Below are 19,716 nucleotides of genomic sequence, written 5' to 3' on the forward strand. Positions count from 1 at the left end.
TGGAAGACGGCATGAAGCACGACGCCAGCGCGGCCATCCTGGACCTTGAAGACGCGTGTGCCCGCAACGGCATGCAGCGCCCGCTGCTGCTGAGCGCCGTGCGCGCCTTCGTGCTGGCCTACGGCGACATGCCGCAACGGATCGCGGCCCACCTGGCCACCGGCGAAGGGGCCGCGCTGGGCCAGGCCGCGCACCGCGTCAAGGGTGCGGCCACGCTGCTGGGCGCCTACCGGCTGGGCGCCGCCGCCGCCGCCCTGGAAGAAGCGGTACGGGCGGGCGAAGCGGCATCCTGGCCCGCCCTCGCCAACGCCTTCGCGGCGGAACTGGCGACGGTGCTGGCCGCCATGCGCGAGCTCACGCCGGAAGCGCCGGTGGCGGGCGCCACCACCCCGGCGCCCGTGTCCGCAGCCGTGGCCGACCCGGCGCGCCGTGCGGCCCGGCTGCTGCGCCAGTTGCCGCCGCTATTGCGCGACGGCGACTACGCGGCCGTCGCCCTGCTCGACCAACTGGACGCGCTGCTGGCCGGCGACGCGCATGCCACCGAGCTGGCGACCATCCGCCAGCAATTCGACGAGCTGGAGACGGAACAGGCCGCGCTGCTGGCCGAGCGACTGGGCGTCACGCTGGGTTGACAAATGGGCCCGTAGTTGGACCGGGGCCGTCGCGGGGCCGCCACATTTTCGCCAGCTGTCCTGTACAAGCAAGTACAATGAAAGTCACCCTTGGCACGCGCCGGTAGTCCGCTCCAGCGGCACGCCGCACGTCCCGCGCGGACGACTTCATAATCATAATGATAAAGACACGGGACCTGACCAGCGCCATCGCACCTTACCTGAAGCAAGCCGCCACCTGGCGCCGGGCCGGCTTGGCCCTGCTGCTGGCCGGTGCGCTGGGCGCGGCCACGCAATGGGTGGGTCAACGCGAGGAGCGGCGCGCCGTGAGCGCGCTGGAATCCCGGTTGCTGGGCCGCAGCGCCGCCAACGCCAGCCTGCTGGCGCAGCAATTGGGCACGCTGGAGCGCGACGTGCGCTTCCTGGCCAGCGTGCCGCCGGTGGACGGCATCGTGCGCGCCAGCGCCAACGACGGCTACGATGCGCGGGACGCGACTCCCATCAAGCTGTGGCGACAGCGCCTGACGAACATCTTCCAGTCCTATGCCGCCGCCAATCCCGACATCCTGCAAGTGAGCCTGATCGGCCTGGCCGACCAGGGCCGCGAGCTGGTGCGGATCGAACGCACCGGCACCGTGATCAGCGCGGCGCCCCCCGCCCAGTTGCGGCCGGCGGCCGCACAGTCCGAACTGCGGGCCGCCGCCCAGCTGGCGCCGGGCCAGGTGCACCTGTCCGATATCGGCTGGCGGCGTGAAGACGGCCAGCCCGTCGCGCCGGCCACGCCCGTGCTGCGGGCCGCCACCGCCGTGCATGATGCGCAGGGCGCATTGTTTGGCGCCATCGTCGTCAGTTACGCCGCGCGCGCCTTCCTCGCCCCGCCGTTGGCCAACCTGGCGCCGGACCTGCGGGTCTACCTCACCAATGGCGGCGGCGATTTCCTGTTACACCCGGACCCGGCCACCAGCTTCGGTTTCGAACGTGGCCGCCCCGTGCGCTGGCAAGACCAGTTCCACCCATTGGCCAGCGACGCCAGCGCGCCGCTGGGGCGCTACGATGGTCCGGACGGCACCGTCATCGCCGCGGCGCGGCGTGTCAAGCTCGACCAGCGCCATCCGGAACGCGATCTGACGCTGGTCCTGGCCACCCCGCTGGCGCCCGCTGTGACGGCCCGCCACACGGCCCAGCTCACACTGCTGCTGTCCATGCTCTGCGGCGGCTTGCTGGTGGGCGGCGCCAACCACCTGTTGCGGCGCCAGCGGCGCCAGCTGGACGCCTACCGGGCCGCCGCCACGGCCCGCATCCAGCAATTGAACGTGTCGCTGGAACAGCAGGTGCGCGAACGCACGCGCCAGATCGAATCGGTCACCATCCTGCAGCGCGCCATCCTGGCCCATGCCTCCTATGCCATCATCGCCACCGACACGAACGGCACCATACGCCTGTTCAATCCGGCCGCCGAACGCATGCTGGGCTACAGCGCCGCCGAACTGCTGGGCAAGAGCAGCCCGGAACGGCTCCACGAGCACGACGAGGTGGTGGCGCGCGCCGCCGCCCTGTCGCAGGAACTGGGCCGCGAGATCGCGCCCGGCTTCGACGTGTTCGTGGCCAAGGCCAGGCTGGGTCTGCCCAACGAGGATGGCTACACCTACGTGCGCAGGGATGGCAGCACCTTCCCCGGCCTGCTGTCGGTGAGCGCGCTGCGCGAGGACAGCGGCGCCATCATCGGTTTCCTCGGCATCATCTCCGACATCTCAGCCCGCGAGCAGGACCGGCGCACCCTGGTGGCCGCGCGCGACCAGCTGCTGAACGCGTCGCGGGTGGCCGAACTGGGCATCTGGACCTGGGAACCGGCCAGCGGTGCCGTGGAATGGAACGAACGCATGTTCGAATTCTACGACGTGCCACAGCAGGAACGCGTGGGCCCGATTTACGAAGCCTGGCAGGGACGGCTGCATCCCGAGGACAGGGAACGCGTGCTGGCCGGCCTGCGCTCCGCCGCCGACGGCACCGCGCGGCAGCAAACCACCTTCCGCGTCGTCACCCGCGATGGCGCGGTGCGCTACATGCAAGCCGTCACCTCGCAGGAACGGGACCGCAATGGCCAGGTGCTGCGGGTGCTGGGCATCAACCGCGACATCACCTCCGAGCACGAGGCGGAACAGGCTTTGCGCGCGGCCATGACAGCGGCCGACGCGGCCAACCGGGCCAAGTCCGAGTTCCTGGCCAATATGAGCCACGAGATCCGCTCGCCGCTCAACGCCGTGCTGGGCATGCTGACCCTGCTCAAACAGACCGCGCTGGACGCGCGCCAGCGCGACTACGCCGACAAGTGCGAAGTGGCGGGCCGCGCCCTGCTCGACATCCTCAACGACATTCTCGATTTCTCCCGCGTGGAGGCCGGCAAGCTGGCGCTCGATCCGCATATCTTCAGCGTGCGCCAGTTGCTGCACGAGGTGGACATCATCCTCAGCGCCAACGTGGGCGGGCGCGCCATCGCGCTGCGCTACCAGGTGGCCGACGACCTGCCGCCATGGGTGGTGGGCGACGCGCTGCGGCTGCGCCAGGTGCTGCTCAACCTGGGCGGCAACGCCATCAAGTTCACCCACGAGGGCGAAGTGGCGGTCTCGGTGGAGACGGCGTGTGCGCCGCAAGTGGGCCAGGATGGCCAGGGTAGCCAGGATCGACTTGATAGCCCGCCGCCATTGGCGCTGCGCTTTGCCGTGCGCGACACCGGCATCGGCATCGCGCCGGAGCAGCTGGAACGCATCTTTGACGGCTTCTCGCAGGCCGAGGCGTCGACGGCGCGCCGCTACGGCGGCTCCGGGCTGGGCCTGGCCATCTGCCGCCGGCTGGTGCGGATGATGGGCGGCACGCTCACGGTGGACAGCCGGCCGGGCGCTGGCAGCACGTTCAGTTTCGTGCTGCCGCTGCAGCGCGCCGCAGCCCCTGTGCCGGGCGTATCGGGCGTACCGGGCGTATCGGGCGTACCGGGCGTACCGGGCGTATCGGGCGTGCCGGGAGCACCGGGAGCGCCGGACATACCGAGCGTGCTGGGCGCACCGGGCGCACCGGGCTTGGCGCCGGCGCCGCTTGCGGCCACGCCGCTGGCCGGGCTGCGCCTGCTGCTGGTGGAGGACAACCCCATCAACCAGCAAGTGGCCGGCGAACTGCTGCGCCAGGCCGGCGCCAGCGTGGACATGGCCGACCACGGGCAGGCCGCGCTCGACATGCTGGCGGCCGATCCGCACTACGACTGCGTGCTGATGGATATCCAGATGCCGCACATGGATGGCTACCAGGCCGCCCGCCTGATTCGCGGCCGGCTCGGCCTCACCGACCTGCCCATCGTCGCCATGACAGCCAACGCCATGCCGTCGGACCGCGACCAAGCGTTCCAGGCCGGCATGAACGACCACGTGGGCAAACCGTTCGACCTGGCCCAGTTACTGGCCGTGGTGGCTCACCATACGGCCCGCGCCAGCACTGTGAAGATGGATGCCGCAAGCGCGCCAAAGCCGGCGCCCGTGCCAGAGCCGGGGCCGGGCATCAATGGCAGCGCCGCGCTGGCGCGCTTCAACGGCAACGCCTCCGTCTACCAGCGTGCGCTGCAGCGCTTCGCGGCCGAATGCGGCGCACTGGCGGCGCAGGTGCCGCCAGCGCTGGAAAGCCCCGACGGCATGAGTGCGGCGGCCCGCCAGCTGCACAACCTCAAGGGCCTTGCCGCCACCGTCGGCGCGGACGCACTGGCGGCGCTGGCGCAATCGATGGAACTGCTGCTGCGCGGCCAAGCTAGCCCCACGGCTTGGCAAATGGAACACGCCCGCCTGATCGCCGAAGCCAGCCGCGCCGCCTCGGCCAGCGCGGAACTGGCGGCCAGCATGGTCCAGCACCTGGCCGCCATCCCCGCGCCCGCCTCCGAGGGCGCCAGCCCGGACGCCGCCACCCTGCCGGAGCAACTGGTGCGCCTGCGGCAGCTGCTGGAAGCGTCCAACCTCGATGCGCTGCCCCTGTTCGAGCGCCTGCTGCGCGAGCAGCGCGCCGCCATGGAACCGGAGGCGGCCCGCCTGGCAGCGGCCGTGGACAATTTCGACCTGGCCAGCGCGGCCCATATCTGCCAGGCCATGCTGGACCGGCTGGCCCCCGACTCACACTCTGCAATACAAGAACGCGACCATGCACAAGCTCTCTCCTGAACGCCGCGGCCGGGTACTGGTGGTGGATGACCAGCCCATCAACATCCGCATGCTGCACGCCGTGCTGGCCGAGGAATTCGAAGTATTTGCCGCCACCAGCGGTGAACAGGCGCTCGAATTCTGCCGCGACAGCAAGCCGGACCTGATCCTGCTCGACGTGGTCATGCCGGGCATGGATGGACTGACCGTGTGCCGCCGCCTGAAGCAGGACCAGGAAACGCGGGCCATCCCCGTCATCTTCGTCACGGCCGGCATCCTGGCCGAGGAGGAAAATGCCTGCTGGAGCGCGGGCGCGGCCGACTTCGTGTCCAAGCCCGTCAACCCGCTCACCCTGCGCAACCGGGTACTGGCCCACCTGCAGTTCAAGCTGCACATGGACGCCCTGCAGGCGATGGCGTTCGCGGACGGCCTGACGGGCGTGGCCAACCGCCGCCTGTTCGACGATACCGCGAAGGCCGAGTGCCGGCGCTGCGCGCGCAGCGGCAAGCCGCTGGCCATGCTGATGATCGACGTCGACTTCTTCAAGCGCTACAACGACCACTACGGCCACCAGGCCGGCGATGAATGCCTGAAGCGGGTGGCGCTCACGCTCAAGGACAACCTGAAGCGGCCCCACGACCTGGTGGCCCGCTATGGCGGCGAGGAATTCGCCTGCATGCTGCCGGACACGGACGAAGCGGGCGCGATGACTGTCGCCGAACAACTGCGGCTGGCCATCGCAGCGCTGGCCATCGCCCATGCCGACAGTCTCATCGCGCCCCATGTCACCATCAGCGTGGGCGTGGCCGTGCTGCGGCCACAGCCCGACGACGACTGCGGCGCCCTGTTGCGGCAGGCCGACCAGGCTCTGTACCAGGCCAAGCATGAAGGGCGCGACCGCTGCCGGCTGGCGCAATAAAGCGGCGTCAGAACAGGTCGATGGTGCCCGACTGGACTTCCTGCAGCCGGCCGGTGCGGATCAGCTCTTCGTAGAAATAGATGCGGTCACGGCCATCGGCTTTGGCTTCGTACAGGGCCCGGTCGGCGCGATTGATGATCGCTTGCGGTTGCACGGCGGGATCAGCCATGCTGAAGCCGCCGCTGATGGACAGCCTCCCCACCTGGGGAAACTTGAATTGGGCCACGGCCTGGCGCGCGCGCTCGAAGATCTGGGTGGCCGTGGCCAAGTCGTTGGCCGCCACGATCACGATGAACTCCTCGCCACCGTAACGGTACAGCAGGTCGGAACGGCGCAACGCGCCTTCCAGCAGGCGTGCCGTCAGCAGCAGGATTTCATCGCCCATGATGTGGCCGTGGGTGTCGTTGACTTTCTTGAAATGGTCGATATCGAGCACCCCCAGCCAGTAGGTCTGGGCCTGGTCGCGGCGGCGGTTGACCTGGGCGGCTTCGGCGCCGTGCTTGAGCCGCTGGGCCAGCGCATCCCACATCCGGGTCAGATTCAGTTCCAGCGAATGGCGGTTCAGCAGGCCCGTGAGACGGTCGCGCTGGCTGGCGTCGAGCAGCGCGTAATAGTTGGAGAACACTTCCAGCACCCCGTGAATGACGGCGTGCTCGGTGGGCGTCACTTCGTGGTCGCGCTCGAATACGACATAGCCGCACAGGTGGTCGGCGCCATGCAGCGGGTAGCCGATCAGGTAGCCGCCCGGCTGCGGACGTGCGCAGCTGTGGTCGAGCAGGCGCAGCGCACTGAGCAAGTCGGCCACGGCCGGTTCCAGGCCGACGGCGCTGCCCGGTTCCCCGGTCTGGTCGCAGGTGCGGTACCGTTCCCCGCCCACCATGGCCGCGTCGCGCGTGTGGTGCAGCGCGCGCGTGACGACGCCATGCTCGTCCACCCGGTACAACGAGGTAGATTTGATGCCCAGCACAGGCCCCAGCGTGCGCAACAGGCTTTGCTCGACCAGGTGCATATCGCGGCAGGCCGTCATTTCCCCCAGCTGTTTGAGTACGCTGGGCACGGGGTGTTCCGATTTCAGTGTCAGCATGATGTCGTTCCAGGCGCGGCTACATAGGGCGCTTGAGCGGGCGCGGTGCGCCAGGGCGGGAGTATCGCTACATGGGGATCAGCGCACATCGGATATCAAGGCACAGGCGGAAGGCCTTGTGGCACGGCGCGCGATCTGTCGCCATCGTAACAAGGAATGCTGGCCTCAACAAGTGACAATTTGTGAGATTTGCGGTAACCGGACGGGCGCGATGACCCGTCCAGCCCCGGCGCGCGGCGCACGTTAGTTAAACAACAAGCGACAACAAGCGACAACAAGCGACAGCAAGCGGCCGCCGGCGCGCGCCTCAATCGTCCGGGCGCAGGCGCCAGCGCAGCGGCACGGCCGCCGGCCGCAGGGTGCCACGCTCCACCCGAAAATGCCACAGCCGTTCCGCGCCCGGCAGGCCGGCCGCCGCACCATCCCACTCGACCACGGCCCGCCCCTGCAGGTGCAGGACATCACCGCTGGCGTAGTCGATCAGCAGCAAGGCCGTGCGCGCGTCCACCAGCATATTGCCCAGCGTGTTGAAGTAGCGGTTGCCGGCGTAATCGGGCACCGTCAGGGTGTCGCCCGCTATCCGCACGAAACCGGGTTCGCCACCCCGGTGCGAGATGTCGGCACCGTATTGGCCGCCCGTGGTGGCCACGAAAAAGGTATCGGCGGAGGCCACCATGCGGCGCGCCTGCTCGCTCAATCCCTCGAAGGCGGTGGCCGACAGTGCGCCCCCCTCCTCCTCCGCTGGCGTCACGTCGCGCAGCCGGATGTATTTCGGGCAGTTGCCGAACGACTCGTCGACGGTGATGGTGAAGCCCTGCCCGTCCGCCTGCGTGATGCTGCCGTTGGCGCGGTTGCGGCGGCGCGTGCCAAAGTCCAGCCCCAGCAGGCCCACGCGGGTACCGGCGGGCGCGCCGAGCGGCGCCGCCACCCGCAGCGTGGTGGCATCGGGACTGGACACGAAACCGGGCGCGCCGCTCAGCACCGCGGCCTGGGGCCAGCCATCCTCGCCCACAGTGGCCAGCAACACGAACGGCAGCATGGCGAAGAACTCACGGTGCTGGTCCGGCATGTGATCGCGAATGGCGCCGCCGCTGCTGCCTTTGCCGGCCAGTTGCTGGGCGCGCAGCTCGCCGGGGTGGAATGGGCCGCGCAGTGGACCGTCCATGGCCGCGCTCATGTGCGCACCGGCGGCGTGCTGTCGGGCATGGGAACGAAACCGGGCAGCGCCTCCACCCGCGCCAGCCAGGCCCGCACGGCCGGATAAGCGTCCAGCGCCACACCGCCTTCGGGCGCGTGCGCCACGTAGCCGTAGCAGGCCAGGTCGGCCAGCGTAGGCCGGCCGGCGGCCTGGAAGGCGCGCGTGGCCAGGAAGGCGCGCGTGGCCAGGTGCTGCTCCATGAAAGCCAGCAGACGGCCCGCGATGGCGTGGGCGCGGGACAGGTCGCCGTCCATGTTCCACAGTGTGACGGCGCGCGCCATGGCCGGGCCGAAGCGCAGCTCGCCGGCCGCGATCGACAGCCAGCGCGTGATCTCGGCCGCTTCCACCGGGTCGTCCGACAGCCAGCCGCCAGCGGGCGCGTAACGGCGGGCCAGGTAAGTCAGGATGGCGTTGCTGTCGGCCAGCACCAGGTCGCCGTCCTGCAGCACGGGAATCTGGCCCAGCGGATTCATGGCGCGGAAAGCGGCGCCGTCGCGCACGGCGGCCGGCGCGTCAACCAGTTCGTAGCGCAGCCCCAGCATGTGCAGCAGCAGTTCGACCCGGTGCACGTGGCCGGACAAGCGGGTGCCGTGCAGGATCAGGGTATGGGTGGAAGTGGTCATGGCGGTTCCTCGTTTCGTTGATCGGTACACCCATGGTAGGCATTCCAGTATTTGATGTAAATAATGCTATAGTGGAAATTACTTTTTCAATTAGTGGAAGAATCCATGGACCGCCTGGACGAACTGACCATCTTCGTCGCCATCCTCGATAGCGCCAGCCTCAGTGGCGCGGCGCGCCGCTTGCGCCGCTCCGCGCCGGCCGTCACGCGCGCGCTGGCCGCGCTGGAGGAACGCCTGGGCACGCGCCTGATCGAGCGCACCACGCGCCGGCTGGCGCCCACCGAGGCCGGCCTGCGGCTGGCCGACATGGCGCGCCGCGTGCTGGCCGATTACGAGCAGGCCGTGCGTGAAGACCCGGACGCGCCCCTGCGCGGCAAATTGCGCATCACGGCGCCGCAGGTGTTCGGGCGGCGCCACGTAACGGCGCTGGTGATGCGCTTCCTGGACGCCCATCCGGCCATGCAGGTGGAACTGCTGTTCAACGACCGCAACCTGGACCTGATCGAGGAAGGACTGGACCTGGCCGTGCGCATCGGCGCGCTGGCCGACGCCGGGCTGGTGGCGCGCCGCGTGGGCGAGGTGCGGCGCATGGTGGTGGCCAGTCCAGCCTATCTGGCGCGGCGCGGCACGCCCAACACACCGCAGGAACTGGAGCGGCATGACGTGGTGTTCACTGCGATCCGCTCGCCGCTGGAAGAATGGCGCTTTCGCCATGCGGGGCGCGACATGGCCGTGAAGCTGGCGCCGCGCCTGACGTTGAACGACACGGAAGCGACACTGGTGGCGGTGCGTGATGGTTTCGGACTGGGACGGGCACTGTCGTACCAGGTGGCGGACGACCTGGCGGCAGGCACGCTGGTGCGGTTGCTGGCCGACTACGAACCGGAATCGCTGCCGGTGCACCTGGTGGTATCGAGCGCGCGCTACATGGCGCCCAAGCTGCGTGCGCTGCTCGAATTCCTGGCCGCGCGGCTGGCCGCCCTACCCCCGCTGCAACCGTTGCCTCCCGCTAGGGTACCGATAACGGCGGCGCCGAAACCGGCGGGGCGGCGACAGGCAGGCGCCCCCAGCGCGCCACCATCGCGGAAAACTCGGCGGCCGTGAAGGGCTTGGACAGGTAGTCGTCCATGCCGGCGGCCAGGCAGCGCTGGCGGTCGCCTTCGATGGCGCTGGCCGTCAGCGCGATCACGGGCAGGCGCGGCGCGTCCGTCTCACTTTCGCGCTGGCGCAGGCGGCGGCACGCCTCGTAGCCGTCCAGCACCGGCATCATGCAGTCCATCAGCACCAAGTCGTAGCGGGCCGCTTCCAGCGCGTCCAGCGCCAGCTGGCCGTTGACGGCTTCGTCCACTTCGCAGCCGAGCCGGGTGAGCAGGATGCGCGCTAGCTGGCGGTTCATTTCCGTGTCCTCGGCCACCAGCACGCGTAGCGGCGGCGGCCCGTCCGCCGCCGGCGCGGCGCCGTCGAGCAGCGCAACGGCCGTTGCCAGCGTTGGCGCTGGCGTTGGCATTGGCATTGGCATTGGCATTGGCGTTGGCGTTGATGTTGATGTTGGCGTTGGCATTGGTGTTGGCGCTGGCGTTTGTGTTTGCGCTGGCGCGGCATGGGACGGTTCGGCGCGCGCCGGCGCCGCATCCGCCGATGGCGCCGGCGCGGGCGGTGGCACTGGCGCGGCAACGGGCACCCCGGCCGGCGCATGCAGGCGGCACGGCAGTTCGACCCGGAAGGTCGAGCCCTCGCCGGGAACGCTGCTGCATTCGATGTGGCCTTCCATCAGGCGCACCAGGCGCCGGCAGATGGCCAGGCCCAGGCCCGTGCCGCCGTATTCGCGGCTGATGGTGCTGTCGGCCTGGCTGAAGGGTTCGAACAGGTGGCGCTGGGCGTCGGCGCCGATACCAATGCCGCTGTCGCGCACCGTGTAGCACAGCCGCCAGAGGCCGTTGCGGCCACCCCCGGGCCGTGCCTCCAGCGCGATCGAGACGCCGCCCGACGGCGTGAACTTGATGGCGTTGCTGACCAGGTTGCCCAGCACCTGGCGCAGCCGGGCCGCATCGCCATACACCCTGCGCGGACAGCTGGCGATCCGCACCTCCAGCTGCAAGCCTTTCGCGTCGGCGCTGGCGCGGTGCAGGGCCGCCACCTGGCGCACCGGGTCGGCCGGATCGAACAGTCCCTGCACCAGCTCCATGCGGCCGGACTCGATCTTGGAAAAATCGAGCACCTCGTTGATGATCTGCATCAGCTCAAGCACACCGCTGTGCACATTGCGCGCATAGCCGCGCTGGGTGGCGTCGAGCGGCGTGTCGAGCATCAGTTCGGACATGCCGACGATGGCGTTCATCGGCGTGCGGATCTCGTGGCTCATCATGGCCAGGAAACTCGACTTGGCCTCGCTGGCCGCGTCGGCCATGCGCATGAGCGCGCGCGCCTGCTCGGCATCCTGCTCGCGCCGCTTGAGCAACTGGCCCATCATCCAGAACGCCAGCGTCAGCGCCACCAGGCTGCCCAGCGCGATCCCGCCGAGCACACGCAGGTTGCGCCAGTAACCCGCCAGCAGCAGTTCCTCCGTAATGGTGGCATTGATCACGAGCGGATAATTGCGCACCAGCCGCACGGCGCCCATGCGGTACACGTGCTGGCCGCCGGCCGCCTCGCGCGGGCCGGCGCTGAGCCGCACATCGTGGTCCTTGCCCTGCGCCAGCACCTGGCTGGTATTGCCGGTGGTGATGCGCTTGCCCATGATCTGCTCCACCTGCGGCCAGCGCGCCAGCAAGGTCTGGTCGCGCCGGTACAGCGAGATGGCCGCGTGTTCGCCCAGGCTCACGTTGCGGAAAAACGCGCTGAAGAAGTCGCACGACACACCCACCAGCACCACGCCGGCGAAGCGGCCATGGGCGTCGTTCAGGCGCCGGCTCACGTAGAAGGTCCACTTGCCGTTGCCCTTGTTGCGCACCGGCTGGCTCAGGAAGGGCGCGCTGTCCGCATGGTCGCGGTGGTAGGCGAAGTAGTCGCGGTCGGCCAGCGTGATGGGCGGCGGCGGATAGCTGCGGGTGAAATTGAGGACCGTGCCGTCCGCATCGACCACCGTGGCCACGCCAACCTGCGGCAGGCCGCTGATCTTGTCGCGCATGGTCTGGTACAGCTGTACGGAGCGGGTGGAGGCGGCCAGCGGCCCCGGCGCGTGCTGCTGGATGGCTTGTACCACTTCCGTCAGGCCGTCCAGCACCAGATAGGTGGAGGCCATGGTTTGCGACACGTTCTCGGCCAGCACCAGCGACAGGCTGCTCATGTCGCCGCGCCAGTCCTCGATGGCGCGCTGGCGCAGCAGCCAGGCCGCGCCCACCGTGGCCACGCACAGCAGCAGGATCACGGCGCCGCCGATCACGGCAGCGGCCTGGCGCGCGCTCAACCCGCTCCAGCGCAACGGATAGCGGCGCGGGTGGCGGCGCTCGCCGTGCGCCGCCGGCGCGGGAGCCGCGTCCGGCGCCGTCATACGCCCCTCCCCGGCGTGCCGTGGTAGTGATCGATACTGTCGGTCACTTCGTCCATCACCAGGCCGAACTGCTGCTCCAGCGCCGGCCACAGCGCCACCAGGTCGGCGCCGCCGGCCGCGCCGGCCAGCAGTTCGATCTGTTGCAGCAACGCGCACAGCGCCTGCGCGCCCACCAGCACGGCGCTGCCTTTCAGGGCATGGCTCTCGTGCGCCAGCGCGCGCAGGTCGCCGGCCGCGCGCGCGGCGCGCATGCGGGCCAGCCCCGGCGGTGCGATGGCCAGATACACTTGCGACAGGCTGCGAAACGACGCCAGGTCACCGGCCACAGCCCCCATCAGCACCTCGGGCGCAATGGCGTGGTAGCGGCCGGCCGTCATACGGTCTCCTCGACCAGCTGCGGTTGCGGGACGGGCTGCTCGCGCAGGGCCAGCGGCGGCAGCACGACCGTAAATACGCTGCCTTGCACGGCGCCCGGTTCGCCCCAGATCCGGCCCGCCATCAGCCGCACCAGCCGGGCCGCGATGGCCAGTCCGATGCCGGCCCCGCCCTTGGCGCGGCTGGCCGAGTCGTCCAGCTGCGTGAAAATCTGGAACAGGCGGCGCTGCTGTTCGGGCGAAATGCCGCAGCCGGTGTCCGTCACGCGCAGCAGCAAGCCTTCCGCCACGGGCAGCACGTCGAGCTGCACGGCGCCGTAGCTGGTGGCCGCCAGCGCATTGCGCAACAGGATGTCGAGCACGCGCAGCAGGCGCGCGCGGTCGCACACGAATTGTTCCGGCAAATCGGCGCTGTAATGGACGCACAGGCCCACGTGGCGCTCGGCGGCGCCGTCGCGCTGCGCGCTCAGCGCCTGCTCCATCATTTCGCGCAGCGGCTCGGCCCGCAGCGCCAGCACCGCGCCACCCGATTCCAGCGCGCTCAGTTCCAGCACGGATTCGATCAGTCCCAGCAGGCGGCGCCCGCTGCCCTGCACGGCCCGCGCGAAGCCGCCCAGCCGGCTGTCACCCAGCTCCTCGGCCAGCAGCTCGGAATAGCCGAGGATACCGTTGAGCGGCGTACGCAGCTCATGCGACATATTGGCCAGGAAGCGCGACTTGGCCAGGCTGGCCGCCACGGCTTGCTCGCGGCGCGCGATCAACTGGGCCACCAGCACGATGATAGCGCCGCTGAACAGCGCGATCAGCACCGTGGCGGCCGTGGCCAGGCCCAGGGCCTGGCTGCGCCGCACGCCAAAGTTGACCATCCGGTCTTCCAGGTCGATACCCACCACCACATACAGCGGGAAGTGTTCGAGCTTGGCGTAGCGGAAGATGCGGCGGCGCCCGTCGATGGGGCTGTTGGCGGTGACGCCGCCATGCCCTTCCCGAAGGATGGCGGCGAACAGCGCGCTGTCATGGATATCCTGCCCCAGCGAGGCCTCACTACCCACGCGCCGTGCCCGCAGCACGCCGTCCGCGCCCACCAGGCCGATGGTGCCGTGCGGGCCGATGTCGATATCGCGGTACAGGCGGAGGAAATACTCGGGGTCCATGGACACGACGACCACGCCCTTGAAACTGCCGTCGGGATAATTGATGCGGCGCGTGAGCTGGAGCGACCATTTGCCCGACACCCGCCCCAGCACGGGCTGGCTTACATACAGCTGGCCGTCATCGTGGCGCATGTGGACGCGGATGTGCTCGCGGTCGCTCAGGTTGGTGGGCTGGAACGGACGGCTGGACAGCACCACCGTGCCGTGCTGGTCGACGATGGTAAACAGGTTGTACAGGTCGAGCGTCCCGAGGCCGCTCTCGAGCTCGGCGGGAATGTCGAGCGCCATGCCCGAGCTCTGGTAACGATGGCGCAGGAAGATGACGGCCTGGTCGGCCGCCTCCAGCGTGCGCGTCGCGTGCTCGTCGGACAGGCGCACCAGCGCCTGGGCGTCACGCTCGGCGTCGGCCAGCTCCGTGCGCTCGGCATCGGCCAGCTGGGCCAGGGTCAACCACCACAGACCGGCGATCAGCAGCAGCCCGAAGCAGACCACCAGCCAGCGCACATCCAGTTTCTTGACTGACCCTCGCCACATTTCACTCTCCCCGCCGCCGCCACGGGCCGGAGTGGCCGCGCTGCACCTGCAGTCAGATGGTGCTCCCGTTTCAAATAAATGTCAAAGTCGTTTAATTTGATAAATTCATTTCAATACACGCAGGCGCTGGGCGATGCAGGCGCGCAAGTAGCCACGCAGCTCGTCGTAATTGACGGGCTTGGCGAAGAACACCACGCCCGGCGGCACGCCGCCACGCTCGTCGAGCTGCTGCGCCGTCAGGCCGGACAGGATGGCGATCTGCATGGAGGCCAGCTTGGGGTCGTCCAGGATGGTCTTGACCACCTCATAGCCGTCTATGCCCTCCATCACTATATCGGCCAGCAACACGTCCGGCTGGCTGCGGGCGATCTGCAGCAAGGCCTGGTAGCCGTTCTCGCAGAACGACAGGCGCACGGGCAAGTCCCAGGCGCCGATCTGGCGCTCGTACAGGGCGCGCTGCATGGGATTGTCCTCGATCACCATGATGGAGACGAGGCCGTCGGCCGCCAGTTCGCGCGGGGCGACGCCCCCGGCGGCCGCGCGCGAGCCGAGGGCCGGCGACGGCGTGGACTTATAGGCCAGCACGGCATGGCGTGGAATGCGGCGGTGGCCGCCTTTGGTTTTCCAGGCTTCGATCACACCCGCTTCCACCAGTTGTTGCACCGACGACACAGAAATGCCCAGGATTTCAGCCGCCTGTTGTGTCGTACACACTTCGTCGGGCGCGGCGTCCTTGGTTTTCATGGTGAGGGCTTTCGGCAACATTAATTTTCGCAATTCCAACAATTCTCAAATAAATTCATTATAATTGTTTCAGGCGGCGGGGATTTTGATGTTTCGCTTGGCGCCACTAAGGGCATTATGCCGCCAAAACGGTCATAGGCATAGCAGCGAGCCGGACTGGCGGGATGCAAATTTGCGAAATGCACGGAAAAACCGATTTTCCGGCGAAGAAAACGCCAGCTGGCGACGTTGCGAGGCCTTATGAACCGATCCCACGACATCCTTCATCCACGCGCGCCGAACGCCGGAGCCAGCCACCTGAGCCCAGCCCAGCCCGGCCTGGAAAGCCTGCGCCGGTTGCCGCTGCTGGGCACGGCGATGTTGCTGCTGGGCGCCATGCTCTACAGTCCCCATCTGGAAGCGTGGGAGCGGGTGCTGATCCTGCTGGTGCTGGTGGCGGGTGGCGCCGGCCTGGCGCTGCAAACGATACTGGCGCCGGCGCCAACAGCCACCCCTGCCCGTGCCAACGCCAGCGCTGGCGCCGGCTCGGAACACCCCGCCTCGCCCCGGCCAGCGTTGCGGCTGGTCCACGGCGGCCAGCCTCAGGCCCCGGACCAGCCGGAGGCCGAGGCCGCGCCGGCGGCCAACAGGAGTGCGACCGACCCGCTCACGGGCAGCTACAGCCAGCACGAGTGCCGCAAGATGCTGGCCCTGATGTTCGTGCGCGCCGGCCGCTTCCACAGTCCGCTGGCGCTGGTGCTGGTGCGGGTCGAGCAACTCGATTATATCGGCACCCTGTTCGGGCCCGGGGCAGCCGACGCCGTGCTGGTCGAACTGGCCGCCTTGCTGCACCACCAGCTGCGCGGCAGCGACGTGGTGGCGCGCTGGGACGACGGTGCGTTCGCCCTGCTGCTGCCCGGCACCACCAGCGAGGAAGCCGGCGAACTGGCCGCGCGCCTGCACCGCGCCATCGGTGACGCCTTCTTCGCCGGCTTCAGCCAGCTCAGTTGCGCCATCGGCGTGGCCGACAGCCGCCAGCATGCCAGCACCGAGGCGCTCGCCGAGGCGGCAATGCGGCTGGCCTCGCCCATCGCGCAGCGGCGCAACGCCTGACCGCGCTCCGGAGCCTGACGATCATGGACGTACCGATCGTCGACGACGAGCCAATCAACCTGAATCGATCGTGCCACGTCCTGGCCACGACGGCCGGCGCCACGCCGCGCCTGAGCAACACCATTCGTCTCCCTCCCAGTCTGAAAGGAAGCAGCATGATCAACGCGCCACGCCACCCGCACAAGCCACGTACCCCACACCACCTGCTCGACACCGTGATCGCACGCCATGACCTGAAGAACGACGCCGCCCTGTGCCGGGCGCTGCAAGTGTCGGCGCCGCGCCTGAGCAAGATCCGCCGCGGCAAGCTGGCCGTCAACGCCGACCTCGTGCTGCGTATCCACGAAACCTTCATGATCCCCATCGCGGAACTGAAAAGCCTGACGATGCAGTGCATTTGAGCCGGCCCGGGAGCCGGGCGCGCCGCATTCCCGTCCCATTTGACCCAGATCAAACACGACTGACTATCGGCTTGCTATTGTGAAATGAACGAATCGGAATGCGCACAATGAATGCCACCCAGCGGCCACCGGCTGCCCCTCACGCCGCCCATGCAGCCCCGGCCGGAACGCCGCTGCGCACCGCCACCCGGCAGCGCATGGGGCTGCAACGGCTGCGGGCCCTGCCCCAACCGGCCGAGCGCGCCATGCACGCCCAGCATGACGCGGAACTGGAACAGATGCTGCCCGTGCTCGGTCCGCTGTTCGGCCTCGGCATGGTGCTGTTCGCCGTCTGGGACATGCTGCTCGACCCGCACCTGGCCCGCTACACGCTGGCGCTGCGGGCGCTGGCCGTGCTCATCGGCAGCGCCGCCTATTTTCCTAATGCCCTGTGCTGGAGCGTGGAGCGGCGCTGCGGCCACATCTACGTCAGCCACGTGTGCGCGCTGATCCTGTGCGAATTCCTGCTGCCGCAGGGGCTGGTGTACGGCCTGGCCGGCGTGGCCGCATGCAATTTCGCGGCCGCCCTGTGCACACTGCGCCTGCCCGCGTTCGCCCGCATGCTGGCCGCGCCCACGGTGCTGTTCGTGGCCCTGAGCGCGTGGCGGCTGCCGTGGCTGCAATGCGTGAGCGGGCTGATGCAGTATGCCTTCGCCGTCGCGCTGGCCGCCGTCGTGCTGCTGGTGATGCGGGTGTTCCAGCAAAAGTCCTTCCTGCTCGAACAGCAACTGCTGCACCTGTCGCAGCATGACAGCCTGACGGGCGCCTGCAACCGGCGCTACCTGGAGGAAGTGGCCGAGCGCGAACTGGCTCTGGCCCAGCGGCATGGGCGCAAGCTGGCCGTGGCCATGCTCGATATCGACCACTTCAAGCAGGTCAACGACCAGTACGGCCATGAGACGGGCGACCGCGTATTGCAGGCGCTGGTGCGCACCTGCCACGGCCAGTTGCGCGAGATCGACCATTTCGGCCGGCTGGGCGGGGAGGAATTTGTCTGCGTGTTGCCGGAAACGGACTGCGACGAAGCGCTGCGCTGCGCGGAACGGCTGCGCCACAGCCTGTCCTTGCTGACCATCGCCACGCCGTTGGGGATGCTGCATTTCACCGTCAGCGTGGGAGTGGCCGTGTATGGCCCCGGCCATGCCAACTGGCCGGCCCTGCTGCATGACGCCGACCTGGCCCTGTACCGGGCCAAGCACGATGGCCGCAACCGGGTGGCGCTGGCCGGCGCGCGCTGAGCCGGCCTGGCTCAGGCCAGGCGCACCAGGGGATTGGCGATCAGGTTGTCGATCTGGCGGATCGCCTCGTCGCAGGCGGCGGCGATAGCGTCGTCCTCCGTCTCACGCAGGAACTGCATGGTGGCGCCTTCGAACATTTCCTTGCCATCCACGCCGGCACGCGCGATATCGCAGCTGGCCGTCCATCGCTTGTCGCTGGTGGGCAAGGCCACCGGCATGATTTCCCAACCCTTGTAGTGGATCTTCGACTGCTGGTCCATGGCCCTCTCCTTTGCCGTTTAGCGGGTTCAGTATATGGCTGGCGTCGCGGGCGGACGCCAGCCTACAGACTAGCACGAAGCAATGGCACGCGGCTGCACACCTGATCAAGCCATGCGGCGGCACATAGAACGCTTAGGACGCTCAGGGCTTGAGCGTGCGGCCGATGGGCTGCTCCATATTGGCCAGGAACCAGGACAGGGCCGACATCACGGCCACGTGGCGCCGCAGGTCGTCCGGATTGACCTTGTCGAGCGTGTCGGCCGGCGTATGGTGGTAGTGGAAGTAGCTGTGGGTATCGACGTGCGGCTCGAACACGGGCATGCCGGCCTGCTCCAGTGGGTGCAGGTCGGCCGCGCCCAGCACATCGCGCCGGGTGAACGCGCCGGCGCCGATCGGCTCCAGCGCCGCCATCAGCGGCTCGAACAGGGGTTCCACCTTGGGCGCCACGCTCGACAGCACACCGAACGGCCGGCCGGAGCCGGAATCGCTCTCGATGCCCGCCACCTGCTTTTCCAGCTGATCCTTGCTGGCGGCGAAATACGCCTTGCCGCCACGGGTGCCGTTTTCCTCGTTCATCCAGGCGATCACGCGGATGGTGCGGCGCGGCTGCAAATTGAGCTTCTTGAGCGTGGCCAGCACGCCCATGGCGCCAGCCACGCCGGCGCCGTCGTCGTTGGCGCCGGTGGCCAGGTCCCAGGAATCGAGGTGGCCGGACACGATCACCACTTCGTCGGCCTTGTCGCTGCCCGGCAGGTCGGCGATCACGTTAAAGCTGTCGGCGTCGGGCAGGGTTTGCGGGGTCAGGGTCAGGTGCATCTTCAAGGCGCCGCGCGCGGCCAGGCGCGTCATCAACAGCGCGTCTTCCGTGGTGACGGCGGCGGCCGGAATGCGGGCCTTGTCATCGAGGATGGTCGCACCGGTATGCGCGATGCGGTAGTCGGCGCCGCCCACGGAGCGCACCAGCGCCGCCACCGCCCCCAGTTCGGCCGCCTTGCGCGGGCCGTTGACGCGGTAGTTGGCGCCGTGGCCGTAGGCCGGACCGGCCATGCCGCGGTCGGCCATCTGCTGGTCGAACGGCACGTCGAACAGGACGATGCGGCCCCTGGCTTCGGCCGCGTGGGCTTGCAGCTCGTCGAAGCTGTGCACCACCAGCACGGGCGCCGTGAGCCCGGTGGCCGGGGTCGCGCCCGAGCCGCCCAGGGCAGTCAACACCACGCGCTGGGTGATGCCGGCGGGCCGGCCGGCGTAATCGACCAGCTCACCCGACTCGGCGCCGCGCACCCAATGCGGCACCTTGACCGGCTGCAGCGTGACCTTGGCGCCCAGCTTGCGCATCGCCTCCGCCACCTGCTCCACGGCCGCCGCCGCGCCGGGTGAACCGGACAAACGCGGCCCCACCAGGTCGGTCAGGTCGGCCAGGCGCTCGTAGGCCCAGTTGTCGCGCATGGCGCTGTCGCGGATCTGGCTCAGGGTGGCGTTGTCGTTGGCCGGCGCTGCCAGCGCGGCCGACGCGGCGGCGCCCAGCAGGCAACCTGCCAGCATGGTCAGTACGGGCTTGTGGCCCAGCGCTTTCTTGATAACGGTGTGCATGCGTATCCTGTCTCTCGGGTAATGGATGGAACGTTTCATTGCGATCAATGTTTCCCTGGCGAATGGCAAGGGGACTGAAACAATAGCTTATTTGACTAGTTTTCGCAGCAAATGTTACGTTTTGACCAGAGCGGATCGCTGTTGATTCAGCGGCAAGCTTGCCTTACCATGAGGCTTGATGCCCGTCCTGGA

16 protein-coding genes are annotated in these 19,716 nt (G+C 68.8%); 7 read left to right on the plus strand and 9 right to left on the minus strand.

The features are described 5' to 3' along the window. The first annotated feature begins 11 nt into the window (after positions 1 to 11). The 3 genes from H3H39_RS12670 (at position 12) to H3H39_RS12680 (ending at position 5,702) form a co-directional block, all read left to right on the plus strand. Positions 12 to 632: an Hpt domain-containing protein gene (locus H3H39_RS12670; RefSeq protein ID WP_182153735.1), complete on the plus strand. Its 621-nt coding sequence runs from the start codon at positions 12 to 14 to the stop codon at positions 630 to 632. Between the two features lie 158 nt (positions 633 to 790). Continuing rightward, the gene (locus H3H39_RS28350) at positions 791 to 4,804 is read left to right on the plus strand and encodes a PAS domain S-box protein (RefSeq protein ID WP_182153736.1); all 4,014 of its coding nucleotides are present in this window, start codon (positions 791 to 793) and stop codon (positions 4,802 to 4,804) included. Then, entirely contained in the window at positions 4,785 to 5,702 is a 918-nt protein-coding gene (locus tag H3H39_RS12680; protein WP_182153737.1) for a diguanylate cyclase, read from the plus strand. Before H3H39_RS28350 ends, H3H39_RS12680 begins: the two co-directional genes overlap by 20 nt. A gap of 7 nt (positions 5,703 to 5,709) precedes the next feature. Here the strand turns inward: H3H39_RS12680 and H3H39_RS12685 are convergent, their stop codons facing one another. The 3 genes from H3H39_RS12685 to H3H39_RS12695 form a co-directional block, all read right to left on the minus strand. Next, complete coding sequence (locus tag H3H39_RS12685) at positions 5,710 to 6,786, minus strand: GGDEF domain-containing protein (protein WP_182153738.1); 1,077 nt, start codon at positions 6,784 to 6,786, stop codon at positions 5,710 to 5,712. A 307-nt stretch (positions 6,787 to 7,093) separates the two neighbouring features. Next, positions 7,094 to 7,951 (minus strand): pyridoxamine 5'-phosphate oxidase family protein, encoded by an 858-nt coding sequence (locus tag H3H39_RS12690; RefSeq protein ID WP_229218001.1) that lies wholly within the window; start codon positions 7,949 to 7,951, stop codon positions 7,094 to 7,096. An 8-nt stretch (positions 7,952 to 7,959) separates the two neighbouring features. Further along, positions 7,960 to 8,607 (minus strand): glutathione S-transferase family protein, encoded by a 648-nt coding sequence (locus tag H3H39_RS12695; protein WP_182153739.1) that lies wholly within the window; start codon positions 8,605 to 8,607, stop codon positions 7,960 to 7,962. A gap of 105 nt (positions 8,608 to 8,712) precedes the next feature. On the opposite strand from H3H39_RS12695, the gene H3H39_RS12700 reads away from it, so the two are divergent. After that, positions 8,713 to 9,711, plus strand: coding sequence for a LysR family transcriptional regulator (locus tag H3H39_RS12700; RefSeq protein WP_182153740.1), 999 nt, complete (start codon positions 8,713 to 8,715; stop codon positions 9,709 to 9,711). On the opposite strand, the gene H3H39_RS12710 is transcribed toward H3H39_RS12700, so the two are convergent. From H3H39_RS12710 to H3H39_RS12725, 4 genes are all read right to left on the minus strand, one after another. Beyond that, positions 9,617 to 12,097 (minus strand): hybrid sensor histidine kinase/response regulator, encoded by a 2,481-nt coding sequence (locus tag H3H39_RS12710; protein ID WP_229218002.1) that lies wholly within the window; start codon positions 12,095 to 12,097, stop codon positions 9,617 to 9,619. The genes H3H39_RS12700 and H3H39_RS12710 overlap by 95 nt on opposite strands. Continuing rightward, complete coding sequence (locus H3H39_RS12715; RefSeq protein ID WP_182153741.1) at positions 12,094 to 12,474, minus strand: Hpt domain-containing protein; 381 nt, start codon at positions 12,472 to 12,474, stop codon at positions 12,094 to 12,096. The genes H3H39_RS12710 and H3H39_RS12715 overlap by 4 nt, the downstream gene beginning before the upstream one ends. Further along, entirely contained in the window at positions 12,471 to 14,159 is a 1,689-nt protein-coding gene (locus H3H39_RS12720) for a sensor histidine kinase (RefSeq protein WP_182153742.1), read from the minus strand. Before H3H39_RS12720 ends, H3H39_RS12715 begins: the two co-directional genes overlap by 4 nt. 105 nt (positions 14,160 to 14,264) lie before the next feature. Further along, entirely contained in the window at positions 14,265 to 14,903 is a 639-nt protein-coding gene (locus H3H39_RS12725; protein ID WP_182153802.1) for a response regulator, read from the minus strand. A gap of 240 nt (positions 14,904 to 15,143) precedes the next feature. Between H3H39_RS12725 and H3H39_RS12730 the strand changes: the two genes are divergently transcribed. From H3H39_RS12730 to H3H39_RS12740, 3 genes are all read left to right on the plus strand, one after another. Beyond that, positions 15,144 to 15,995 (plus strand): GGDEF domain-containing protein, encoded by an 852-nt coding sequence (locus H3H39_RS12730; RefSeq protein ID WP_182153743.1) that lies wholly within the window; start codon positions 15,144 to 15,146, stop codon positions 15,993 to 15,995. A gap of 23 nt (positions 15,996 to 16,018) precedes the next feature. Beyond that, positions 16,019 to 16,396, plus strand: coding sequence for a helix-turn-helix domain-containing protein (locus tag H3H39_RS12735; protein WP_229218004.1), 378 nt, complete (start codon positions 16,019 to 16,021; stop codon positions 16,394 to 16,396). A gap of 98 nt (positions 16,397 to 16,494) precedes the next feature. Then, positions 16,495 to 17,673, plus strand: coding sequence for a GGDEF domain-containing protein (locus tag H3H39_RS12740; protein WP_182153744.1), 1,179 nt, complete (start codon positions 16,495 to 16,497; stop codon positions 17,671 to 17,673). Positions 17,674 to 17,684: 11 nt separating this feature from the next. On the opposite strand, the gene H3H39_RS12745 is transcribed toward H3H39_RS12740, so the two are convergent. Both H3H39_RS12745 and H3H39_RS12750 read right to left on the minus strand, forming a co-directional pair. Continuing rightward, positions 17,685 to 17,933 carry a hypothetical protein gene (locus tag H3H39_RS12745; protein WP_182153745.1) on the minus strand — a complete coding sequence of 83 codons (249 nt, stop codon included), beginning with the start codon at positions 17,931 to 17,933 and terminating at the stop codon, positions 17,685 to 17,687. Between the two features lie 142 nt (positions 17,934 to 18,075). Further along, positions 18,076 to 19,524, minus strand: a complete 1,449-nt coding sequence (locus H3H39_RS12750; protein WP_182153746.1) for a M20/M25/M40 family metallo-hydrolase — start codon at positions 19,522 to 19,524, stop codon at positions 18,076 to 18,078. Between the last annotated feature and the right edge of the window lie 192 nt (positions 19,525 to 19,716).

The organism is Rugamonas apoptosis, assembly GCF_014042355.1.
Classification (GTDB): domain Bacteria; phylum Pseudomonadota; class Gammaproteobacteria; order Burkholderiales; family Burkholderiaceae_D; genus Rugamonas; species Rugamonas apoptosis.